19 protein-coding genes and 1 tRNA gene are annotated in these 20786 nt (G+C 41.7%); 4 read left to right on the top strand and 16 right to left on the bottom strand.

Annotated elements, in window-relative coordinates:
* Window positions 1-77: 77 nt before the first annotated feature.
* From BUF11_RS23220 to BUF11_RS23260, 9 genes are all read right to left on the bottom strand, one after another.
* Window positions 78-1757, bottom strand: coding sequence for a M3 family oligoendopeptidase (locus tag BUF11_RS23220; RefSeq protein ID WP_073591259.1), 1680 nt, complete (start codon window positions 1755-1757; stop codon window positions 78-80).
* Between the two features lie 134 nt (window positions 1758-1891).
* Complete coding sequence (locus BUF11_RS23225; protein WP_073591260.1) at window positions 1892-3337, bottom strand: radical SAM protein; 1446 nt, start codon at window positions 3335-3337, stop codon at window positions 1892-1894.
* A gap of 156 nt (window positions 3338-3493) precedes the next feature.
* Complete coding sequence (locus tag BUF11_RS23230; RefSeq protein ID WP_073591261.1) at window positions 3494-3724, bottom strand: hypothetical protein; 231 nt, start codon at window positions 3722-3724, stop codon at window positions 3494-3496.
* 97 nt (window positions 3725-3821) lie between these two features.
* A complete protein-coding gene (locus tag BUF11_RS23235; protein WP_073591262.1) occupies window positions 3822-4535 on the bottom strand; it encodes a fascin domain-containing protein in 714 nt (237 codons plus the stop codon).
* Entirely contained in the window at window positions 4535-5005 is a 471-nt protein-coding gene (locus BUF11_RS23240; RefSeq protein ID WP_175562138.1) for a cellulase family glycosylhydrolase, read from the bottom strand. Before BUF11_RS23240 ends, BUF11_RS23235 begins: the two co-directional genes overlap by 1 nt.
* Window positions 4950-5180, bottom strand: coding sequence for a hypothetical protein (locus tag BUF11_RS24550; RefSeq protein WP_073591264.1), 231 nt, complete (start codon window positions 5178-5180; stop codon window positions 4950-4952). Before BUF11_RS24550 ends, BUF11_RS23240 begins: the two co-directional genes overlap by 56 nt.
* Before the next feature lies 1 nt (window position 5181).
* Window positions 5182-6807 (bottom strand): glycoside hydrolase family 5 protein, encoded by a 1626-nt coding sequence (locus BUF11_RS23250; RefSeq protein WP_073591265.1) that lies wholly within the window; start codon window positions 6805-6807, stop codon window positions 5182-5184.
* Between the two features lie 284 nt (window positions 6808-7091).
* Complete coding sequence (locus tag BUF11_RS23255) at window positions 7092-7283, bottom strand: hypothetical protein (protein WP_073591289.1); 192 nt, start codon at window positions 7281-7283, stop codon at window positions 7092-7094.
* Between the two features lie 96 nt (window positions 7284-7379).
* Entirely contained in the window at window positions 7380-8399 is a 1020-nt protein-coding gene (locus BUF11_RS23260; protein WP_073591266.1) for an SPFH domain-containing protein, read from the bottom strand.
* Between the two features lie 305 nt (window positions 8400-8704).
* Between BUF11_RS23260 and BUF11_RS23265 the strand changes: the two genes are divergently transcribed.
* From BUF11_RS23265 to BUF11_RS23270, 3 genes are all read left to right on the top strand, one after another.
* Window positions 8705-8788 (top strand) — tRNA-Leu (locus BUF11_RS23265).
* Between the two features lie 386 nt (window positions 8789-9174).
* Window positions 9175-9348 carry a hypothetical protein gene (locus BUF11_RS24555; protein WP_175562139.1) on the top strand — a complete coding sequence of 58 codons (174 nt, stop codon included), beginning with the start codon at window positions 9175-9177 and terminating at the stop codon, window positions 9346-9348.
* A 2-nt stretch (window positions 9349-9350) separates the two neighbouring features.
* Window positions 9351-9968: a Fic/DOC family protein gene (locus BUF11_RS23270; RefSeq protein ID WP_073591267.1), complete on the top strand. Its 618-nt coding sequence runs from the start codon at window positions 9351-9353 to the stop codon at window positions 9966-9968.
* A 157-nt stretch (window positions 9969-10125) separates the two neighbouring features.
* Here BUF11_RS23270 and BUF11_RS23275 read toward each other — a convergent pair whose 3' ends face one another.
* The 7 genes from BUF11_RS23275 to BUF11_RS23305 form a co-directional block, all read right to left on the bottom strand.
* Complete coding sequence (locus BUF11_RS23275; RefSeq protein WP_073591268.1) at window positions 10126-11214, bottom strand: ABC transporter permease; 1089 nt, start codon at window positions 11212-11214, stop codon at window positions 10126-10128.
* The gene (locus tag BUF11_RS23280) at window positions 11201-13243 is read right to left on the bottom strand and encodes an efflux RND transporter periplasmic adaptor subunit (RefSeq protein WP_073591269.1); all 2043 of its coding nucleotides are present in this window, start codon (window positions 13241-13243) and stop codon (window positions 11201-11203) included. Before BUF11_RS23280 ends, BUF11_RS23275 begins: the two co-directional genes overlap by 14 nt.
* Window positions 13244-13261: 18 nt before the next feature.
* A complete protein-coding gene (locus BUF11_RS24170; protein ID WP_073591270.1) occupies window positions 13262-14110 on the bottom strand; it encodes a carbohydrate ABC transporter permease in 849 nt (282 codons plus the stop codon).
* Complete coding sequence (locus BUF11_RS24175) at window positions 14111-15040, bottom strand: carbohydrate ABC transporter permease (protein WP_139243499.1); 930 nt, start codon at window positions 15038-15040, stop codon at window positions 14111-14113. It abuts the gene before it with no gap.
* A gap of 30 nt (window positions 15041-15070) precedes the next feature.
* On the bottom strand, window positions 15071-17350 hold the full coding sequence (locus BUF11_RS23295; RefSeq protein ID WP_073591271.1) for an ABC transporter substrate-binding protein: 2280 nt from the start codon (window positions 17348-17350) through the stop codon (window positions 15071-15073).
* Between the two features lie 133 nt (window positions 17351-17483).
* Window positions 17484-18779 (bottom strand): sensor histidine kinase, encoded by a 1296-nt coding sequence (locus BUF11_RS23300; protein ID WP_073591272.1) that lies wholly within the window; start codon window positions 18777-18779, stop codon window positions 17484-17486.
* The gene (locus tag BUF11_RS23305) at window positions 18772-19455 is read right to left on the bottom strand and encodes a response regulator transcription factor (protein WP_073591273.1); all 684 of its coding nucleotides are present in this window, start codon (window positions 19453-19455) and stop codon (window positions 18772-18774) included. Before BUF11_RS23305 ends, BUF11_RS23300 begins: the two co-directional genes overlap by 8 nt.
* 405 nt (window positions 19456-19860) lie before the next feature.
* On the opposite strand from BUF11_RS23305, the gene BUF11_RS23310 reads away from it, so the two are divergent.
* Complete coding sequence (locus tag BUF11_RS23310; protein ID WP_073591274.1) at window positions 19861-20703, top strand: MerR family transcriptional regulator; 843 nt, start codon at window positions 19861-19863, stop codon at window positions 20701-20703.
* The last annotated feature ends 83 nt before the right edge of the window (window positions 20704-20786 follow it).

Genomic DNA, 20786 nt, shown 5'->3' on the forward strand with positions numbered 1-20786 from the left:
CAGCCCTTTTCTCTGATTTGCAGAAAAGGGCTGGAACTGTTTTTTGACTTTATTTCGTTTTTTCGTTTTCTCTGTCTTTATTTATTAAAATAAGTCTTTGTAAGCTCTTCTACAATATTCTTCATGCAGCCATCCTGAAAAGGAGAATCCAGGCCGACTTTATTTAGCATAGGCTCATAGAATTCCTTTGCAGAAAGCTTGCAAAGTTCAAGATAGCTCTCCCATGCCTTTTTATAATCCTTATCCATCTTAATACGGTATTGAAGGGCACAGGTCTGCGCAAGACAGTAATCAATATAATAAAAGGGTGCGGCGTAGATATGCAGCTGCCTCTGCCAGAAGCCGCCCTTTGAGAAGAAAGAATCATCCGCGTAGTCCATATGAGGCCTGTATTCGCTCTCAAGCTTCATCCATGCATCCTTTCTCTCATCCGGAGTCATATCAGGATTCTCATAAACGATATGCTGGAATTCATCCACCATACAGCCATAAGGTATGAAGACAATGGAATCATTAAGATGCATCTTTCTGTAATCCTCTGCCCTGTCTCCGAAGAACTTCTCCATATACCTGTCAGTAAAGAACTCCATGGACATAGAATGAATCTCTGCTGTTTCCATGGTAATGTCCATATGTTCCTCAATCTCATAATTTCTTGCAACATATCCCTGGAAAGCATGACCGCATTCATGTGTTATAACATCCACATCGGAGCTGGTTCCGTTAAAGTTAGCAAAGATAAAGGGTGCTTTGTAGTCCGGGAGAAAGGTCATATAACCACCGGCCTGCTTATTCTTTCTGCCCATAACATCGAACAGCTCATTTTCATACATAAATTCAAAGAATTCCTTGGTTTCGGGAGATAAATCACTGTACATCTCCTTGCCCCACATAAGAATTTCCTCCGGTGTACCAATGGGCGCAGGATTACCGTTATTAAAGTACATCTCATTATCATAGAATTTGAGAGAATCAAGTCCCAATGCCTCTCTTCTTAACTCGTGAACTTTGGTGGCAAGAGGAACGAGCACCTTCTTTACCTGATCCCTGAAATTCTTTACCATATCTTTGTCATAGCTGTTGCGGTTCATGCGGCAATAGCCAAGTTCCACATAATTCTCATAACCCATCAGCTTCGCCTGTGCTGTGCGGTTCTTTACCATCTTATCGTAAATATCATCCAGTTCCCTGCTGCTCTCTGTAAAGAAAGCGGAAAGTTTACTCCAGGCTTCCTTCCTGACATTTCTATCGGAATCCGTCAGATATTTTCTAAGTAAGGAAATATTAAGCTCTTCTCCGTTAAAATTAATCTTTGCCCCTGCAATCAGTTTATGGTAGGTGGATATCAGATTATTTTCCTCCTGCATAAGAGGAATCAGCTTCTCATCCAATGACCTTAGCTTTAATTCGATATTCTTAAAGGCAACTTTTCCAATCTTTTCTTCCATAAAGGACCTGTAGGGTGATTCTAACAGCACTTTGTAATACTTAAGTCTAAGTTCTTCATATTCCGGTTTCTTTTCGTCATAATAATCATTTTCTTTTTCATAGAATTCATCCGTAGTATTTCCGGAATGCCTGATTTCACAAAGAACCATCTGTGTAAGTACCTTATCGATTAAACGATAGGCTTTTTTATGAATCTCAAATTGCTCCTCGCCGCTTTTAGCTGCCGACTGCTCTTTTATCAATTCATTAAAGGACTTTCTTACCTCCTCCATATCCACGCGCTCATATGGTATATCATTAAATTTCATATTTTAATCCTCCGTTTTTTCTAAAATATATCCAACCTTATTATATCTTAAATAAAATATCTGTATTCTGCAATGTGTAATATGATAAAATTTATAAATAAAGCTTTTATACATGTTTTATTTCACACGATTTCTTATTGTTCATTTTTACGTATAATGATCTCATCCATCATACAGCCGTTACATCCGCTGCATCTGTTGCATCCATTACATCCATCCCAGCTTATTTCTTCATGGCTTTCCTCCCATAACCTGTCAGCTACCGGTTCCCACCTGTCTGCAGCCGGAATACATTTTTCCGTAAGACTTCTCACATCTTCCGGATTCTTAAGATCCGTGGATTTTGCTCCCGACCTTTCCACCATAGCTGCAAGCCTGCCCTGATTGTCAAGAAGAGGACATGGCCTTAGCAGATTGGAATTAAAAGGCTGGTTCTTATGGTACTCCATGAATAAGGGCGATTTTAACGCTTCCAAAATACTCTTCTCATAAATATTGCTGTCCGAATAATGAATAAAGGCACAGGGTTCTATATCTCCGTTGGCATTGATATGAAGATACCTTCTGCCTCCTGCAATACAGCCCTTTACGTATTCCCCGTCATTCCAAAAATCCATTGTAAAGATAGGCTTGCTTCCACGAAAGCTCCTTATCTGGTAGTACATGAATTCCCTCTGCTCCGCTGTTACTAAAAGCTCCGGTACAGCATCTGCACCTATCGGCATATAAGTAAAGAACCATGCAAACTTGGCTCCATTTTCGATCATGTAATCAAAATATTCTGCACTTCCGATAATCTCTGTATTTTTGCTGGTATAACAGCAGGATATACCAAAGGGAAGTCTTTTTCTCTTTAACAGCTCCATTGCCTTCTCCACCGCTTTATAGGTTCCCTCTCCTCTTCTGTAATCCGTTTCTTCCTCAAATCCCTCCACACTAATCGCCGGAACAAAATTCTTCACCCGGAGCATTTCCGCTGCAAATTCCTCGTTGATCAGGGTTCCGTTGGTAAAGGCAAGAAACGCACAATCCCGGTGCTTCTCACACAGCCTGATGATGTCTTTTTTTCTTACCAGAGGCTCTCCTCCGGAATAAATATAAAAATATACTCCCAGGTCTTTTCCCTGTGTGATAATATTATCCAACGTATCAAAACTCATATTTAATTTATTTCCGTACTCCGCCGACCAGCAGCCGATACAGTGGAGATTGCAGCCCGAAGTCGGATCCAGAAGAATTGCCCAGGGCACATTGCACTGATACTTCTTTCTGGCTTTATTCTGTCTTTTTCCTCCTAAAAATACCCCATTAACAATAAAATTCTCAAAAAGCTTTTTTCTGACCTCATCATCAATATCCGTATATAGGCTTTTTACAAGGCGGTACCAGTTGTTGTACTTACTGTCCATGTAGGACAGAATAAGCTTTGCCTGCTTTCCTACGTATTTTCCCTCTTTGTCAATCCTTATCAGCCAATTTAATATTCTGGGTATGTTTTTTTCAGGATCAGAATCAAGATAATGCAGCGCCTTTTTGATTCCAAATCCCAGAATGATTTCCTTCACGCTTTTTCTTTTCATAACCAACCATAACTGCCCTGTTTTTAGTAATTATATGCTTATAATCATCAGAAATACACGGTTAGCCCAAAGAATAAACCAAATAATAATGCTGCCATCCGGCAGCCCCGTAAAAGAAAGGCTATCAAATGGCAGCATATTTATCAAAATCTAATTTTACATTGCAATATCTTTTAAGTCGGATATCAGTTCCACATCAGACATAGTGACCTTCAAATTCGAGCTTAGGGTTTCACCGGATGCTGTTGTAACCGTAATCTCAATAACCGATCCCTCCTGCAAACCTTTACTCTTTACTGCCTCGATAAATTTAGGGAACTTGGGATGATTCCCCGTGAAAGTCTCCCAGGCTTTTTTTAACTTCATCATTTTAACGGGATTTATCATGTTAACCTCTTTCCTGAATATTTAACCTATATTAAATATTCCTTTGGTAATTACTATAACACATACATTAAATCCCCCAAACAAAAAAATCAACATATTATTTTGCTGTAATATAAAAGCTCTCCCAGCTGCTTGGACTGTCTCTGTCTGCTATTAAAGGAACTCCTGCGAGATTTTCATCCGCACAGACGAATTTTCCCGTAACGGACGACCTTATGGCATATAGGGAATCTGACATCTCTGTTACTGTGAATTTATCAGCATCCTTTTCTGTTTTTCCACCGGTTTTTAGTTTTTTCGTAGTTTTATCCACCGTTACATAGGTTTTATCCTCTGCCCGTAACAAAATTGTTCCATTCTTCCCCTTAATGATATGAAAATAATTCTTCGCGGCGGCATCCTTCGCCAAAAGGCTGCCATCTTCCTGAACGGAAACAAAAAGATTGGTGTGAAGTCCCTTTAAGCTGTAGTCTCCTTCTGAAAAATCCACAGTCTTAAGTCCCAAGGAATTTCCTCTAGCCGGCATTACAGCGTATTTTGTTACTACATGGGTAAGCGGCCTATTTTCTGCTGAATCACCCGCTTTACCCCAGGCATCCATATTATTAAAATAATTAAATTCCCCCATATAGCCTAGAACGTTATAGTCCGCTGCCGCTATGGCATTTACCTTGGTCTCCATGTTGGCTATCTGTTTTCCCTGTGCATTATCATAATCATCATACAGGTAATTATGATACTCATACATTACATTTTCCCATTTATAATCCGCCGGGTTTGGAAGGTCAACAGGGTCCCAGGTTGCCTCCATCACAATGACATGGTCTTTATCAAGAGCACAGATGCGGCCGTATGCCTGTCATATACTTCCCACAGAATTTTATGAAGCTCTTCATCGCTCCTGCCGGAATTGTAACGGTAGGTGCAGTATGGCTCATTTAACAGGTCATATCCGGCGACTACAGGATTGCCTTCATAGCGTTTTACGATTTCTTCCCATATCTTATAATATAGCTCCTGATTCTCTTTTACTTCCTTTTCATCTCCAAAGAAGAATACAGAGGCTCCCATCTTATCATCCCCGCCGTCAACGCCTGAGTGGTCGCTGCCGCTTTGGGAACCGGGGGCTCCATGGAAATCCAGAATCACATACATTCCTCTTTCGCCGGCTTCTTTTATGAACCAGTCAAAAGTCTTATACCATTCCGTATAAAAATCACCCTTCTCATCCACAATATTCCGGTACCAAAAAGGTGTCATTCTTATCCGTGGTATCCTCATCCTCCTGCGCCTGTACGGCAGGCGAAGGTGCCGGTGCAGATGCATCCTTCTTCTGGCAGGCCGCAAGACCTCCAAACATCAATACTATTCCCAATCCCAATATGCATTTCAGGACTGCTCTTTTTATTGCATCTTTGTTGCTGTTAACTGATAAGTCAGGCTTATCCCGCACCATATTACCGTGTCTCTCCCCTATACGTATTAACCGCTTCTAGCTCTATGGCTCCTTTTATTACTCTGACAGTGAGCACCGTATGCTCTCCCTGTTTTAACGCCAGCTGCCCGGTGACTTTTTGTTCATTTCCCGGTTCACCGTCTACTACCGCAATACTTTCCCCATCCTGCAGTACTTCAAAAACAGCAGGCTCACTGCAATAATAACTTAAGGTAACACCATCCTTTTCCCCTGCGTTATTCAGGCTGTAACATGCATATTCCCCTGCTGTAAGTTCCAGGACAAACCTCATAAACCCGCAGTCAAAGCCGAATTTCTTCTTGTAATCCTTATATTTTTCTTTTATCATCATGCCAGTGCCAAGACGGTAATGGTATATATTATCTTCCTTTCGTAAACCGGAGAAAGATACACCCTTACCGGGAAGTTCATCAAAATCTGTTCCTCTGATAATACTGCCCGGTTCTCTAAGAACAGCGGCCGATACTTCTTCCTTAAAGTCACAGTTATGAAGCAGCATATTATTTAGATATTCTTCTAATATTTCTCTTGCCTTTTCATAGCCCGGATGCTTTCCACCGGTGGTATAGCCTATTATCATCTCCCAATCCTTTGGTATAGATACAGAGCAGGGAGAGTTAGAACACTCCATCTTCTTCCAGGGCCAGATATTATACCCAATTCCAAGTGCTTCTGCCAAAGGATACATGGCAGTAAACCATTCTATTGTATTCTCTCCGCTCTCTCCAAGCCAAAGGGGAACATTCCATCTCTTTGACAATTCAAGGTATTCCCTAAAGCTAACTATATCAGGTATGCAGGCATATCTGTGGAAATGAATAATCATCCTGGAGTCATATTTTTTATAAAACACCTCTGTTGCAGTAGCCCAATGGTGCCCTTCGATACTGATAAGATGCTTTTTGTCCACCTTCCTGATCTCTTCTGTGGCTTTTTCATAGAATTCACATAAGCGTGGTACCAGATACTCTAAATCACTGTCTTTTTCATGCCTCTTGGGTCTGATTGGCTCATTTAACAAATCATACCCGCCTACAATGTAACGGTCTGCATAACGCTCTGCCAGACGTCTCCAGAGCTGTATTCCCTTCTGGAAGCAGTCCTCATCCACAAAAAGCCTGGGTACGTCATCTATGCTGTCATCTATGTTCGCTCCGGTCTGGCCTCCCGGTGCCCCATGAAGGTCTATAAAGGCATAAAGCCCGTATTTCTCACACCAGTCAATCACTCTGTCAAGCAGCAAAAATCCTTCTTCCACCCAGTTAAGCCCCGGCTCTTCCTCTAAGAAAAGTCTGGAATTAATCGGAATGCGGACAGAATTATATCCCAGTTCTTTCATGCGTCTGATATCTTCTTCGGCAATATAGTTATCACGAAATCTTTTCCAGAAGCTCTCTGCATATTCCCTTCCGGCAAGCTCTTCCACTACAGCCTCAATTCGTCTTGGCCTGTCAAACCGCTCACTGCCCATGGATTTCCACATGTATCCCTCGCAAAGCAGCCAGTTTCCAAGTCCCCATCCCTTTAGCAGGACTGTCCTGCCATCTTCGTTTACAACCCTTGTACCGTCTACATCCAAAAATCCCTTTACTACATTCTCCTGCATAATACTCCTTTCTGCTTGTAACCCTGTTGCAAAGCAATAAAAACGTTTTTATATATAATACCACATATTGCACTTATTTACAACATAGAATTCTCAATCTTTCATGACTTTCTAACAATGAATACCAGTATTTTTTTTAAAATCGTTTTACATTTTTCTATCTTACACATAAGTTTTCCCGCAAAAAAATACCTCATACCTTTCCTTTATACATTGGTTAAAAGACATGTCATTGCCCTTCATCCAGTGCCTCACAGGAAAGATAGGAGGTTTCTTCCGGTATATTATGTTCCCTTTCTCTTTTTCACGCACTCTGACAGTAAAAATTCAATCTGCCCATTTATGGACCTATAATCATCCTCTGCCCAAGCGGCAAGCTCATTCCACAAGACAGGCGATAATCTTAAGAGAATCTGTTTTTTCGACTTTTCTTTTTCTTTGAGTTTTTTTTCCTTTTGTAAAAGCTCCTGCTCCATTTCCCTGACTTTTTCAAGGCGCTTTTTTAATTCTTCTTCTCTCTTCTCCACATTTCCTTCATTATTTACTGCCATCTTACTGCCTTTCCATTAATCTTAATAAATAGAACCGCTGTTTACAATAGGCTGGGCATCCTTATTTCCGCACAGTACTACAAGAAGATTGCTGACCATTGCTGCCTTTCTCTCGTCATCAAGCACAACAATCTCTTCCTGTCCCAACTGGTCTATCGCCATCTTAACCATACTTACAGCACCTTCTACGATCTTTTGTCTGGCTGCAATAACCGCCACAGCCTGCTGCCTCTGAAGCATCGCTGCTGCAATCTCCTCTGCATAGGACAGATGCGTAATTCGGACTTCCTTTATTTCAAGACCTGCTTCACTGACTCTTTGCTGCAATTCCACTCTCATGCTTTCAGCAATCTCTTGGCTGCTTCCTCTTAGTGTCTTCTCATCCGCATCATTTTCCATTGTATCATAGGGATAAAGTCTTGCAACATTTCTTATAGTGGAATCACATTGTATCGCCAGATAAGTCTTATAATTATCTACATTAAAGACAGCTTTTGTAGGATCTGCCACTCTCCAGATAACTACCGCACCAATAATGATCGGATTACCTAATACATCATTTACCTTTTGCTTTTCATTGCTAAATGTAAGTGTCTTCGTTGAGATTTTTTTGCTGACAGGGTTTGCCGGCGCTGTTGCAGCTGTGGTTGTGCCATAAGTCCCCACATTTATGCCCGCATTTACGTGTACTGTTCTTGCAGGATGAATTGCTCCTGCAAACGGATTGGTATAATAAAAGCCTTCCTTCTTAATCGTCCCGTAATATTTTCCGAATAAAGTCATTACCAGCGCTTCATTGGGATTTAGAATGTGGAAGCCATTCAGCAATACACACAGCACGATAAAAAGAACAATACTTGCAATCAGGAAAAATGCTCCAAGCCCATATTTTGCCTGGCTTAAGTAAATCGAGCCGCCAATAATTCCCCAGATCGATATCCCATACCAAAGGAGTATCAGCAAAAGCATTATCCCTCCGCTAAACGGCCTGATCTCCTTTTCTTCCACATTATTTTGCCTCTGTCCATTTTCATTTTCCATAATAACTCCTTTCTTGAATATCAAATCTTTGATTTGGTATTTCTAAAACATAGGCGTATCTGTCTTTTTAGCAGCCACCTATCAGATTGCAAATGATTTTCTGATTCAATTTCTTTGTATTTATGTTTATATTGATATTCAAATCTATATTATTATGATATCAATATGATATCATAATATCTTCATACAGCTGTTTTGTCAATAGTAGAATTGGAAGATTTAAGGATATTATTCTACCGATAAAAAATTAAAACTTTTGCTTGACTTTTGGACAAAATATAGTAGAATATATACGTTAGTGTTTCGCAGTTGTGGCGGAATTGGCATACGCGCTAGATTCAGGTTCTAGTCCGGGTTTCCGGGTAGGGGTTCAAGTCCCCTCAACTGCACTACTTATAAAACAAGGGTTTCGGAGTTTTTGATATAGTCTGGAACTCTTGTTTTTTTGTGTTTGGAATGCAATGCGAGAGAAGAGACAATTAGCTGTTATCCTTCGTTCAATAGAAAAGGAGCCGAATACAAACTTACATTCAGCTTCTTTTGATACTGGCAATAATAAAGATATTGTTTTGTCACCGACGTTAAGTCATTCATTTATAATTACCTCCCATTTATGTTGTCGGGAATATTATAAGCATATTCCTTTGTATTAGAATCCTTTAAAAAACCGACAATAAAGTAGAACTCTTATCGATATCTTACCCTTTATAAAATTCACATAAAATGTTATAATAAACTTATATCCAAAAACATTCACAAGAAAGTAGGTGCATGAATGAATCGTTCAGATATTATCATAGAAAATGTAAATGCAACCATGAGCATGGAAGATATGCCCCTTTCACAGTCTGACAAACAGCGAATTCAAGAATGTATTGACGGAAAAGTGAGTTTTCAAGAGGCTGTTACCCTACTAATTCAAAAGCACACGCATAAACAGGCTGTATAATTATGAAGGATGAATATTACTATGAATATGAACAAGATAGCTTCTATTGCTATCCCGGCACTTATGTATTAAAAAACAAATTAAACATTTTAGATGAGAATGAGTTAAAGACTGCCGAACGCGAAATTACATCCTTACGCACCGCTCAAGCATTGACTAGCAGAATAGAAGGTAACTTTGATTTCAAACATTTAGCTAAAATACACAACTTTCTATTCGGAGATATTTATGAATGGGCAGGTAATATAAGAACTGTTAATATTTCAAAAGGTAATCAATTCTGTTTATGCCAATTTATTCAGAGCCAGATGGATGAAATATTTCAGAAATTGAAGAATGAGAATTGTTTAAAAGATTGTAAAGATAAGAACGGGGTTGCAAAGAGACTTGCCTATTATCTTGGCGAAATTAATTCGATTCATCCCTTTCGGGAAGGCAACGGCAGGACCCAAAGAATGTTTATTGAACATCTGGCAGCTTCTTTAAGCTACCGGTTGGATTTTATGAAAATAACCAGTTCTGAAATGTTAAAGGCAAGTGCCCAATCATTTATGTTAGATTACACATTGATGGAAGAATTAATGATAAGAGCACTGTCTATAGATACTGATGAATTATAGTTACAGGAAGGCAATCACAGAATTCAGGTTCTAGTCCGGGTTTCCGGGTAGGGGTTCAAGTCCCCTCAACTGCACTACTTACCAGTATTTGTTGGTATTTCAAAGCGAACGGACTTCTTAAAATACTCGTTAGATTTCTATGAGAAATTATAGTAATCTAACGAGTATTTTTTGCAGAAAAGAAGAAATAACTTCTTATTGCCAGCTTTACCTGAAGACAAAAGACCAGATAGAACAGGCACATCACAGTAACAGTAAGGGGCGTTTCTATCAGCTCCTTCTCTAATAAGATATCCTTCCCGTTTGGCCCCGCAAACTGCACCTGTCTCCACTGTTCTCTCATCAGCCGGTACTGCTCTCCCCAATAACCAAAATCCGAAAACCTGGTGGGAAGCAGCTTATCCGTTATAAAAAACGGAGCCCCCGTAAACTGATAAAGGATGCTCCCATACAAAATTATGGTGATTGCACTGGCTGCGGCATATAACAGGAAGGCCTTCTGTGTAAGATTAGATTTCTTCTTCCGCAAAGTTTTTATAATCCATAGGCTGATTGCCGCCAGAAGCAGCCATACCGGTAACGCCAGAGCTGATTTTATCATCCCGCCATAGAACCACCCGTCGTATACCACATAATCCGGCGGGAAATTATTATTCAGGAGGAAAGCATTTGTAAGCTCCTCTCCCTGCTCCCTGTTCTGATATACCACCTCTAAATTAGAGTACTCCTCCAGAAGTTCCTTTCCCTGAACCAGCAGCAAGGCATCCGTTGTCCTTACCACTCCTCTTATGCAATACTCTTTCCCATCCCAGGATAGGTTGTTTCCAACCGCATTCTCCGTACCATATAATAAAAAGGCCGACCTGGAATCAATTACACATCCTTTTTTATCCTCCCTGTAAGCATAATTGCCATATAAAAGCGTCATGGGTGCCGTTAAGGACATCTCACCGGAGACAATCTGAACCCTAACCACCGCCGACCTGTTTAAACTGTTATTTTTTACTCTTGTCTCATAAGGCTTTGACCATGCAGTAACCTCCGGTATCCCTAAAGTCCCTCTTTCCTTTTCCTTATCCAAGGCTGTTTTGACCATCTCTTCCGTTACACCGTCTTTTTGAAAACGGACGCTTACGCAAGTATACTGCTGCTTTATAACATCAGCTCCTATAAGCTGTATAACAGAGTAAACGGCGGCAGCTATGAAAAATACGGCAGCCAGTAAAATCCTCTTATTCCACTTCATAGACCCTCACCCTGTCTCCTTCTTTGAAACTGCGATTCCCCGTGGTAATTATCTGATCCTTTTCCGTCAGAGACGCCTCTACGGCAGCCATTTTAAAATCCATGGATAGCACTGTTACATTCATCCGGAAGGCTTCCTGTATGGTTCCCAGAACACTTTCCTTTTCCTTTACCAGCAGGATATAGGTACCTTGGGAATCCTGTCTTAGAGCCTGAATGGGAATACAATTTCTATAATCGGAGGAGTCCTTGCTTAGCGTGAATGCCAGACTTTCTCCGGCCTGATAATTTCCTTCCGGTAAGATGGCTGTAAAATTGACCTTATTGTCCTGTCCGGTAAGCTCTATATTTTCAATCTGAGACGTAACGGTATTTTCCCCATCTCCCGTTTTAACGGTAACCGTATCTCCAGCGGCAAAATGCTTCATATCCTCCGCATCAGCCGACATGGTAAGCCCATATCCGCCCGTTGTGATAACAAGCTTTTCCTGTCCTGTTAAGAGTAAGCCAGGCTCCAGGTTATTTGTCGTTACTGCTCCATCTGCAGGGGCATGAATTTTTCCCTTTCCGTTGATGATATTCTGCAGCTGCTTTAGTTCCTGTGCGGCTTTATCGATGTCAATCATAAGAACACTCCGGTCAATATTCTCCGACGCCTCCTTCTTTTCCTCTCCTTCCCTTGCCTCCCGGCCTTTTTCCTCTGTGCTGTTTTGTTGAAGCTCTGCTGCCTTAAGAGTCCTTTCAGCTTCCTGCAGGTTCTTTTTGAAAGCCTGCTCCTCCTTGCTGTAATCGTAGCTTCCTGCTTTTATGGCCTCCAGATCCTTTAAAATCACCTCCGCCTTTTCCCGGGCTGTCTTTTGCTTCTTCTCCCATTCTTCTTCCACCGCTTTTTCATCTTCTTCTGCTCTGGAAATCTTTGTTCTGACAGCCTCAAGCACAGAGGCATCCGCTTTTTTATCCTCCGTTAACATTCGGTATACGGCGGCTTCCAATACATCCGCGTCCGCTGTTTTGTTGATCAGTGCCGTACGGAGATTATTCAAGGCTTCCGTGAGCTTCTCATCCTTCCCGGTCAGTTTTTCGTAAGCTTCTTTGGCATCCTCTACGGCACGGTTTGCCCCCTTTAATTCTGCCTTCTTTGCTGCCGTCTGCTCATAATAAGCATTTCTAACGGAGGTGTCCGGGTCATACATGCGGTAATCCTCCAGATTAACGTTCTGCCATTTCTGTTCGATACCTGCCAGATCCTCTCTGGCTCTTTGGAGATCCTTTTTCGCCTGCTCCGCCTTTTGGCAGTGTTCCGCATATCCCTCGCCGTAATAATACTGAAAAACCACCTGAAGAGCACTTGAGATACTGGAATCAATACCTTCTGCTGCCGCTTTCTTATAGACATTTATAACATCCCCGGCCTCTTCTTCCGGCAAAAGCATTTTAGACAGCTCTTCTTCAAGGTCCTGGACTGCCCTTTTTGACATTTTCACAGCAGTTTTCCCGGAGGCCTTCGTCTCTTCCAGGGCATCGGCTGCCTCCTTATAAGCTTTCTCCTTATTTTCCTTCACTGTCTTTTTTACATCACTAAGCGCTCTCTTTGCTGCATCTATATCTTCTTTTGCATTTTCTACTGCCAGCAAAGCGGCGTCTTTCTCGGAAGAATTATCTGTACTAACATCTGTCACTCCAATCGCTTGGTACTGCAGCCTAAGCTTTTTCAGCGCATTCTCTTTTTCTTTTTCTATTTCTTTTAACTGTTTCACATCATAGGCAAACAATAGATCTCCCCTTTTTACCTCCTGCCCCTCCCTGACAGAAACGGTTCCGATTTTATACCCGGCTGCCAGTTCCATGTACTTTGCTGCATCAGCCTTCACAATACCGGTACCTGCTATCTCATAAGTAAGGTTTCCGCTTTTTACGGAAGCCACCCGGACCTTTGCCACTACTGCCGCCGCAGCTGCTCTGGACAAAAAAGTACATACCAGCATAAGTGCAAAGAATCCAATCAATAACCTTTTTATTTTATTTTCCATGTTAGCTCCCTTTCGTGTTTATTCCTTCAGTCCTGAAGCTGTAATGCCCTGTTCCAGATATTTCTGACCATATAAAAACAGAAGCAATGCCGGAAACATAACAAATACGGAAGCACTAAAGGCAACTCCGAGGTTATCCGTTGTAATATTCGGCAGGTACAGTGTCAACGGCCAGAGCTTTTTATTATTTGCCAGAAAAGTAAGGGGCTGCTCTATGGCATTCCAATATTCCAAAAAACCCAATATGAGAATGGAGAAAATACCGGACTTCTCCATAGGAATCCCAATGCGAAAGAAAAGGTACCTTTCACTGGCTCCATCCAACCGGGCCGCCTCAAGGAGGGACCCCGGAACAGCCTGAAAGAATTTTGTCATAATAAATACGGGAAAGGTTGAAAATATATTCGGCAGAATCACTGCCAGATGGGTTCCCGCAAGCTTCATCCGGAACAATACCAGATAGCTGGACACCATGGTAATCTGAAAGGGCAGTACCATCAGAATAATATACAGAACAAACAGTGCCTTCTTCCCCCGGAATTTATAGGCAGCAAATGCCCATGCCGCCGGTACTGAAACAAGGAGCTGCCCTGCCATGACCGGTATTACCTGAATGCAGGAATTCCAGAACATTGTAAAAAAGTTCGGGGAATCCAGGAGCAGTTCCACATAGGCACGCAAGGTGGGATACACCGGCAGAAGGGACCAGGAAGCCCTGCCCTTAGCCTGCCCCAGTACCGGCCCCACATTTTTCAGGATTTCATCCTTTCCCATGAAGGAACCGCTGCATAATACCCATACCGGAATCCAGACAAAAAGGGTTAACAGCAACAGGAAGCCAAGAAAACATCCGTTTTTTCTCTTCATCTACTCCTCCTCCCTGTCAAAGCGGATAAATGACAGAATCAGACTTAAAAATACCAATATCAACAGCACCGCAGCCGCACTCATTTTCTGTATATCCAGAGATACAAACCAGTTGCTGAATATATGCTGCAGCATGTAGATGCTGTTATCCGGATAATCCCCCGCAATTAAATAGGCCTCACGGAAGACCTTAAAGGAATTAATAAAGGATAAAGCTCCAATCATGAACATTGTAGGTACCAGCTTTGGCAGTGTAATATAGCGGAATTTTGCAAAGGCCCCTGCCCCGTCAACACTGGCGGCTTCATACAGGGAAACAGAAATATCATTTAATCCCGTCAGCCATAGAATCATATCATAGCCTACATTCTTCCAAAGGTAAGTAAATACCAGAACCAAAAATGCTTTATCCGAATTCATAAAATCAATTGTTCCTATTCCCAAGTGGGAAAGCAATACATTAAGAAGTCCCTTCTCATGGAAGATGAGCTTCCACAGAATTACAATAGAGGCTACGGGAACCGCCATGGGAAGGAGGAAGGAGGTCTTTAAAAATCCTTCCAGCCTTTTCTGCCGGTATAACAGCAGTGCCAGAATCAAGGAAAGAATTAATAATAACGGTATACAGATTCCTATAAATTTAACCGTATTCTTCACCGCAAGCCCAAAGGCCTCGTTGGTAAGTACCATCTTATAATTTGAGATACCGACAAATTTGTTGCTCATGGCCTCACAGAAGGACCGTCTGATCACATCTGCAAAGGGTATCAGCACAAACACCAGGATGCCGGCAAGGCTGGGAAGGAGGAAGAGCCAGGCCTTTCTTTCTTCCCTCTTCTCCGATTTGGTAAGTTTCTTATTCTGGCGCACAAATGATGATTCTGGCTCTTTATACTTTGATGCTTTATATTTTGATTCTTTATTTGCCATAATCCTTCCGTTTCTGATGCAGTTCCCGCTTTATTCAGCCAGATAGGTAGACAGTTTGGAATAAACTGCTGCTGCGGCCTGTTGTGCATCAATTTTCCCGGTAAAGTAAGGCAGCGCTTCCTGAATGATAATCCCATAAACATTCCGATTTATCTCAATAGGTGAATTCAATTCCTTTATCATTGATTTGAAATACTCCCGTTCTTCCTTGTCTGGCAAGTCTCCATCCACGTAATTCCCGTCTCCGTCAGACATGGCAAATGTGTCGCTGCTCTCCTCTGCCATCCACTTGTCCAGAGAGCCGCTGTTCACCGGGAAACCTTCTAATACTTTCGTATCCTGGACCCCCTTTGTAAATAAGAAGCCGATAAACTCTTTTGCAATTTCCTTATTCGCCCCGGAGTTATTCAGCCCTACAAGCCCCTCGGGAATAAAGTGCTGATTAATGGAGGCAATATGTAAGCCGGTCTGTTCCGAAATTGCACAGGGAACCGATAATTGGAATATGCCTCCAATCTGTGTTACTCCTATACTGTATTTGTTTTTTATAAGACCCAGAAAAGCTCTGTCCTGAAGCAGCAGCCCGCTGTCTATGAAATTATCCCCCGTATCCGCAGCCTCGCTCCTGCCGTCTTCCAGATATTCCACGGCCTTGCGGTTATCGGCGATTTTCTTTAACTTCTCCAAAAATGCCGTAATCCTTTCTTTATCCGGTTTTCCATCCACATACAAATCCTTTGCATATAAGGCCAGATAATCCTGCAGAAGTGCCTTATAGGTCGTAGGGCCGCCATAGGGTACTTTCTTTTCCTTCTCCATATAGCTTAGGATACTGTCCATATCCTTCATAGACAAAATTCCATCCTCCCTGCCAACTACAATGGGAACATTTATGTGAGTGGGCATCTGGTATATCTTCCCTGACTGCTGATAGCAAGAGGATATATTCGTTAACAGCTCCCCTGATTCTTCCAGGGGCTTTATAATATCTGTGATATCGGCAAGTACCCCTTTTTCCACATAGGAGTCCACCGGCAATCCATCCAGTACCAGTACATCCGCACCGTTTCCTGCAAGGAGCTCGGTGTTCAGGGCACGGATATAGTCAGACACCGTTCCCCCCTCTTCTCCCATAGCTACCACATAATTAACCCTGATGTCCGCATTTTCTGCCTGAAAGAGTGAAGCAGCCTGCCTTATGGTGTTACTTTCCTTAAGGGAATATACCGTGATTTCCTGTGCCGGTACGGCTGATACATTCTTATCAAAAACATACTGCAGTAACCGGTATCCTCCGTCATTATCTGCATAAGAAGCGTAATACTGCTCCTCGTCCCCGTCCGAAACAAACAATTCATCAAAGTAGAGTGATGGCATGCTCATGGAATTTAAGACGCCGTCCACCGTTGTCTCCCACAGGCTTCCATCTTTCGCCAGACGGTGAATTCCCTTCCGGTCCCCCACAAAAACCGTGCCGTCTTTTTTTACCGCAAAGGCTTTTGCATCCCGGCTGGCATCATAAGGTACGGTTTTTTCTGTCTCCTTTGTCCCGGTATTATAAAATATAATATTCTTCTTGTCCTGTGTAACCGTTATGACATCATTTTCGGAGGCAGCAAAGGAAGCCATACCGGTATCCTCCGAATATGCTGCCGGTATCTTAGCCAGTTTTTCTCCCTCTTTTGAAAATATCAGTAGCGAATCCTTGTCATCACCAAATACCAAATCCCCATTTTTCGTTACAGCTATTTTCTGGACCCTGGGATATATTGTATAGTCCTTGTATGTCTGCCCTTCCTTCAAATAAGGAAATTTTATTTCTTCTGCTGCCTTTTTGTCCTTTGATTTAATGATGTGGGAACCGTAGCCTTTATCACTATACTTTATATACACTGCATAATAATTGCCGTCTTCCCCCAAACACAGGTCACTGAATTCTACATTGCTTCCGCTTAGTCTACCGTCATTTAACCAGGCGGCTTCACCGTTTTCCCAGGTTTTATCCTCCTTTAGTTGGTACATCAGGTACTGCTTCTTTAAATATGTATATACTTCAATCTGATTCTCCTGATTCCTGATAATTTTAACTACCCTTTCACCCTCCTTTAAATCCGGAAAACTGATTTTACTTTCCATAAATCTTCCCATTTCAGGTGACTTGCTTTTGTAATCCAATTGTTCTTCCTGTTTATTATTTTCCTGTTTTCCATTTTTCTCTTTGTTTATCTGCCCGTTCTTATTGCTGCATCCTGATAAGCTTGTGATTACTAAGACAAAAAGCAGCGCCAGGGCGGTTATTTTTCTTCCCATAACCTTATATCCTCCCTTTTATTCTTTTCTTTGTTAATGGGTATATAATATCAGGCAAATCTCTAAAATTTCTCTAAGAAAGGGAGCCGCTTTCGCGGCTCCCTTTCTTAAGGATACTCTTATGCTGCTGCAATCAATCCTGACAGACCGGAAGATATACACTAAAAGTAACACCTCCGCCCTCCGTATCCTTTACACTGATCCGTCCTTCGTGAAGCTGTACCAATTCCCTGGCAATACTTAACCCTAATCCAAAATGGCTCTTATCCCCTCTGGATTTATCTCCTTTATAGAACCTTTCAAAAATATCCTTTTTCTTCGCTGCCTCTATTCCCGGACCGTGATCCTCCACCTCAATACACAGCTGGTTTTTCTTTCTGTAAGAGCGCAGGACGATGGTATCGTTATCTTTTGTATAGGACACGGCATTGTCCAGCAATACAGCCAGTATCTGCTTCATCCGAAGCAGATCTCCCCATATTTTAGGGAGCATATCCTCCGGCAGTTCAAGTTTAAGCCTTTTATTCTTTTCCCGGCAGAAAGGCTGAAAGGAGTCATAGGTCTCGATTAACAAAACATCCATATCGATTAATTCCTTTTTCACCTTCCAGTTCTTCGCATCCGCCGAGGCCAGCAAAAGAAGGTCTTCAATCAGTGCGGAGAGCCGCATGCATTCCTTATCAATTCCTTTGGTAAAATCATCTGCTCTCTCCGGTTCAATCATGATAGCAGAGATATTGGCACGTATCACGGCCAGAGGGGATTTCAGCTCATGGGAGGCGGCAGCAATAAATTCTGTCTGGCGCCTTCTGCTTTCTTCCACCGGTTTTACGGACTTCCCCACTACCCATCTGCTCACCAGATACAAGCCGGTCATTCCTGACAAATACAGCAGTACAATCAGGATACCCTGTCTCACCGTTTCGGACCGGTTACCGGCAATATACTGGAGGACTGCAACGCTTCTGTACCCCTCCTGTACTGCAGCGACATAGACCTGGCCAAAATACTTATCCTTCCCATTTCCCTTTAATTCATATATCCGGCTGCGAACCTCCTTTACGGAAACAGGCCGGATATCCATATTGATATCATCAAGACGGGCGGCTTCCTTTAAACGGCTGATTAATATCTCCCTGTCCGTTACCGGCTTCCAGGCCCCTTTATACCATAAAGGCTGCCCTCCGTCTTCGATGTGGATAATCAGGTGATTCTTGGTTTCCATTTCGGCCAGCCACAGGTTACTGACCTCGTTGCTGATAGAAAAGTTCTGTGTAACAATCATAAATTCATTTTGAAAAGTATCCTTTTTATTCCTGACCGTCTGCTGGCTGATAACAATTAGTACCAGTATCAGTACAACAGTTAATATAATTCCGGTAGTCAAGGTATACAATAAAATCAGCTTTTTCCGTAATTTATCAATCATTCTTCTTATACTCCAACTGGTACCCAATCCCATGGACCGTCTTAATGGCAACACTTGTGCCTGCTGCTTTCAGTCTCCGGCGCAGCAAAAATATGTAATTATCAATATTTCCATCCTCCACAAAGCTGTCTTTTCCCCATACTCTGTCAAGAATCTGCTCTCTGGCCAGTATCTGTTCTTTGTTTAAAAGAAAAAATTCCAACAGGTTCCCTTCCTTTTTTGATAAAGAGATGCTTTTATCCTCCCTTGTCATGATGCCGGCACTGGTATCAAAAAAAATATCCCCGTACTGCAGCACCTTAGAATTTTCTATTGTTCTCGGTCTTCGAAGAAGTGCCCTGATTCTTGCAAGCAGCTCTTCCACCGCAAAAGGCTTTACCAGATAATCATCGGCTCCGGTATCAAGCCCGTCTATCCTGTCGTTTATTCCATTCATGGCGGTAATGATAATTACCGGTGCTGTTACGCCTTTCCTGCGTGTCTTTTCCAAAAGAGTAAGCCCGTCTATCCCTGGCAGCATCCGGTCCAGGATGATTACATCATGGTTATGGTCTGCGATATAATACAAGGCGTCATTTCCATTATGGCAGATATCAAGTTCATACCCTTCCTTTTTCACATAGACAGCAATTGCGTCACATAATTCCTTATCATCTTCAATTAATAACAGTCTCATAGCAGCTCCTCCTGACCTGGCCAGGCAAAATTGTAACACCAGGGTATAAATTTTTCCTCTATTTATTATATCACAATGCTATCCCATACTTAACCATATTACAACTGAATTCTTGCCAATCTGCATGCTTCATCCATTATATACACCTGTGGAGCCATTTGTAAAATGAGAACTTCAATACCATTCCAGAAACAGGAGCTTCCAGCATCAGTATAGGGTTCAGGTCCCCTCGACTGCATTACTGATAAATCATAATTTGTTTTGCTCCTGAAAGAATTTTGCGTTTATACACTCAATTTTCTCAATATTATTATTGTTCTGCAGTATTTGCAATAGTAAAATGAATCTTAAGTATTGACTCTCTCGTGGCGTAATGGTTTAGGCTTGAACTGAAAGGAGGTAAAAATGAAAACAGTAAAAGATGTTTCTGAAATTACCGGAGTAAGTATAAGAACACTTCGGTATTATGACGAAATCGGATTATTAAAGCCAACGCAATTAACAGAAGCTGGTTATCGACTCTATGATAACAAGTCATTAGAAAAACTACAGCAAATCATGTTCTTTAGAGAATTAGCGATACCATTGACAGATATTAAGAAAATTATGGATGATCCTGATTATGATAAAGAGCAAGCCTTATTAGCGCAAAAGTCTCTGCTGGAAAGCAAACGAAATCGCTTAAATGGAATTATCGAGTTGTTAACGGACGTGATGAAAGGAGTTAATACAATGAGTTTTGAAGCATTTAGTGATGACGATGTACAGAAAATGTTAGACCATACACTGGAAAATATGTCAAAAGAAACCCTTGCCGAACAAGTAAAAAAATATGGCAGCATAGAAAAGTACCGGGAATATCTGACTGCCGGTTTTCAAAATGAACAGGCAGTAGCAGATATACTGAAATGGTATGGCAGTAAAGAAAAAGCTGTGGAAGCTGCCCTTCAATCAGTACCAAATAAAGAAGAACAAACACAACAGCAGGCAAAAAATGTGGAAATCTACAAACAGCTTATGCAGGCAAAAGAATCGGGAAATACCGATTTGGAGAAAGACGCCATTGCAAGGCTGGCAGAGCTTTACAAGAATATGTTTAATTTGGATAATGCAAGAGCTATACTACTGGATTTGGCAAAAGAATATAAGGAATATGAAAAATTAGCAGAGGCAACGGATAATCAGTTTGGAAAAGGATGTGCCGAATATACGGCCCAAGCAATACACCGGTATTACGGTAAACTCTAAGAGCGGGGGAGAATCCCATTCCGTATATGCATTGTAACCCGATGAAATATGTCTTTACAATGAGCCTTAGGAAGATTTATTTT

It is taken from the genome of Anaerocolumna xylanovorans DSM 12503 (assembly GCF_900143645.1).
GTDB lineage: Bacteria > Bacillota > Clostridia > Lachnospirales > Lachnospiraceae > Anaerocolumna > Anaerocolumna xylanovorans.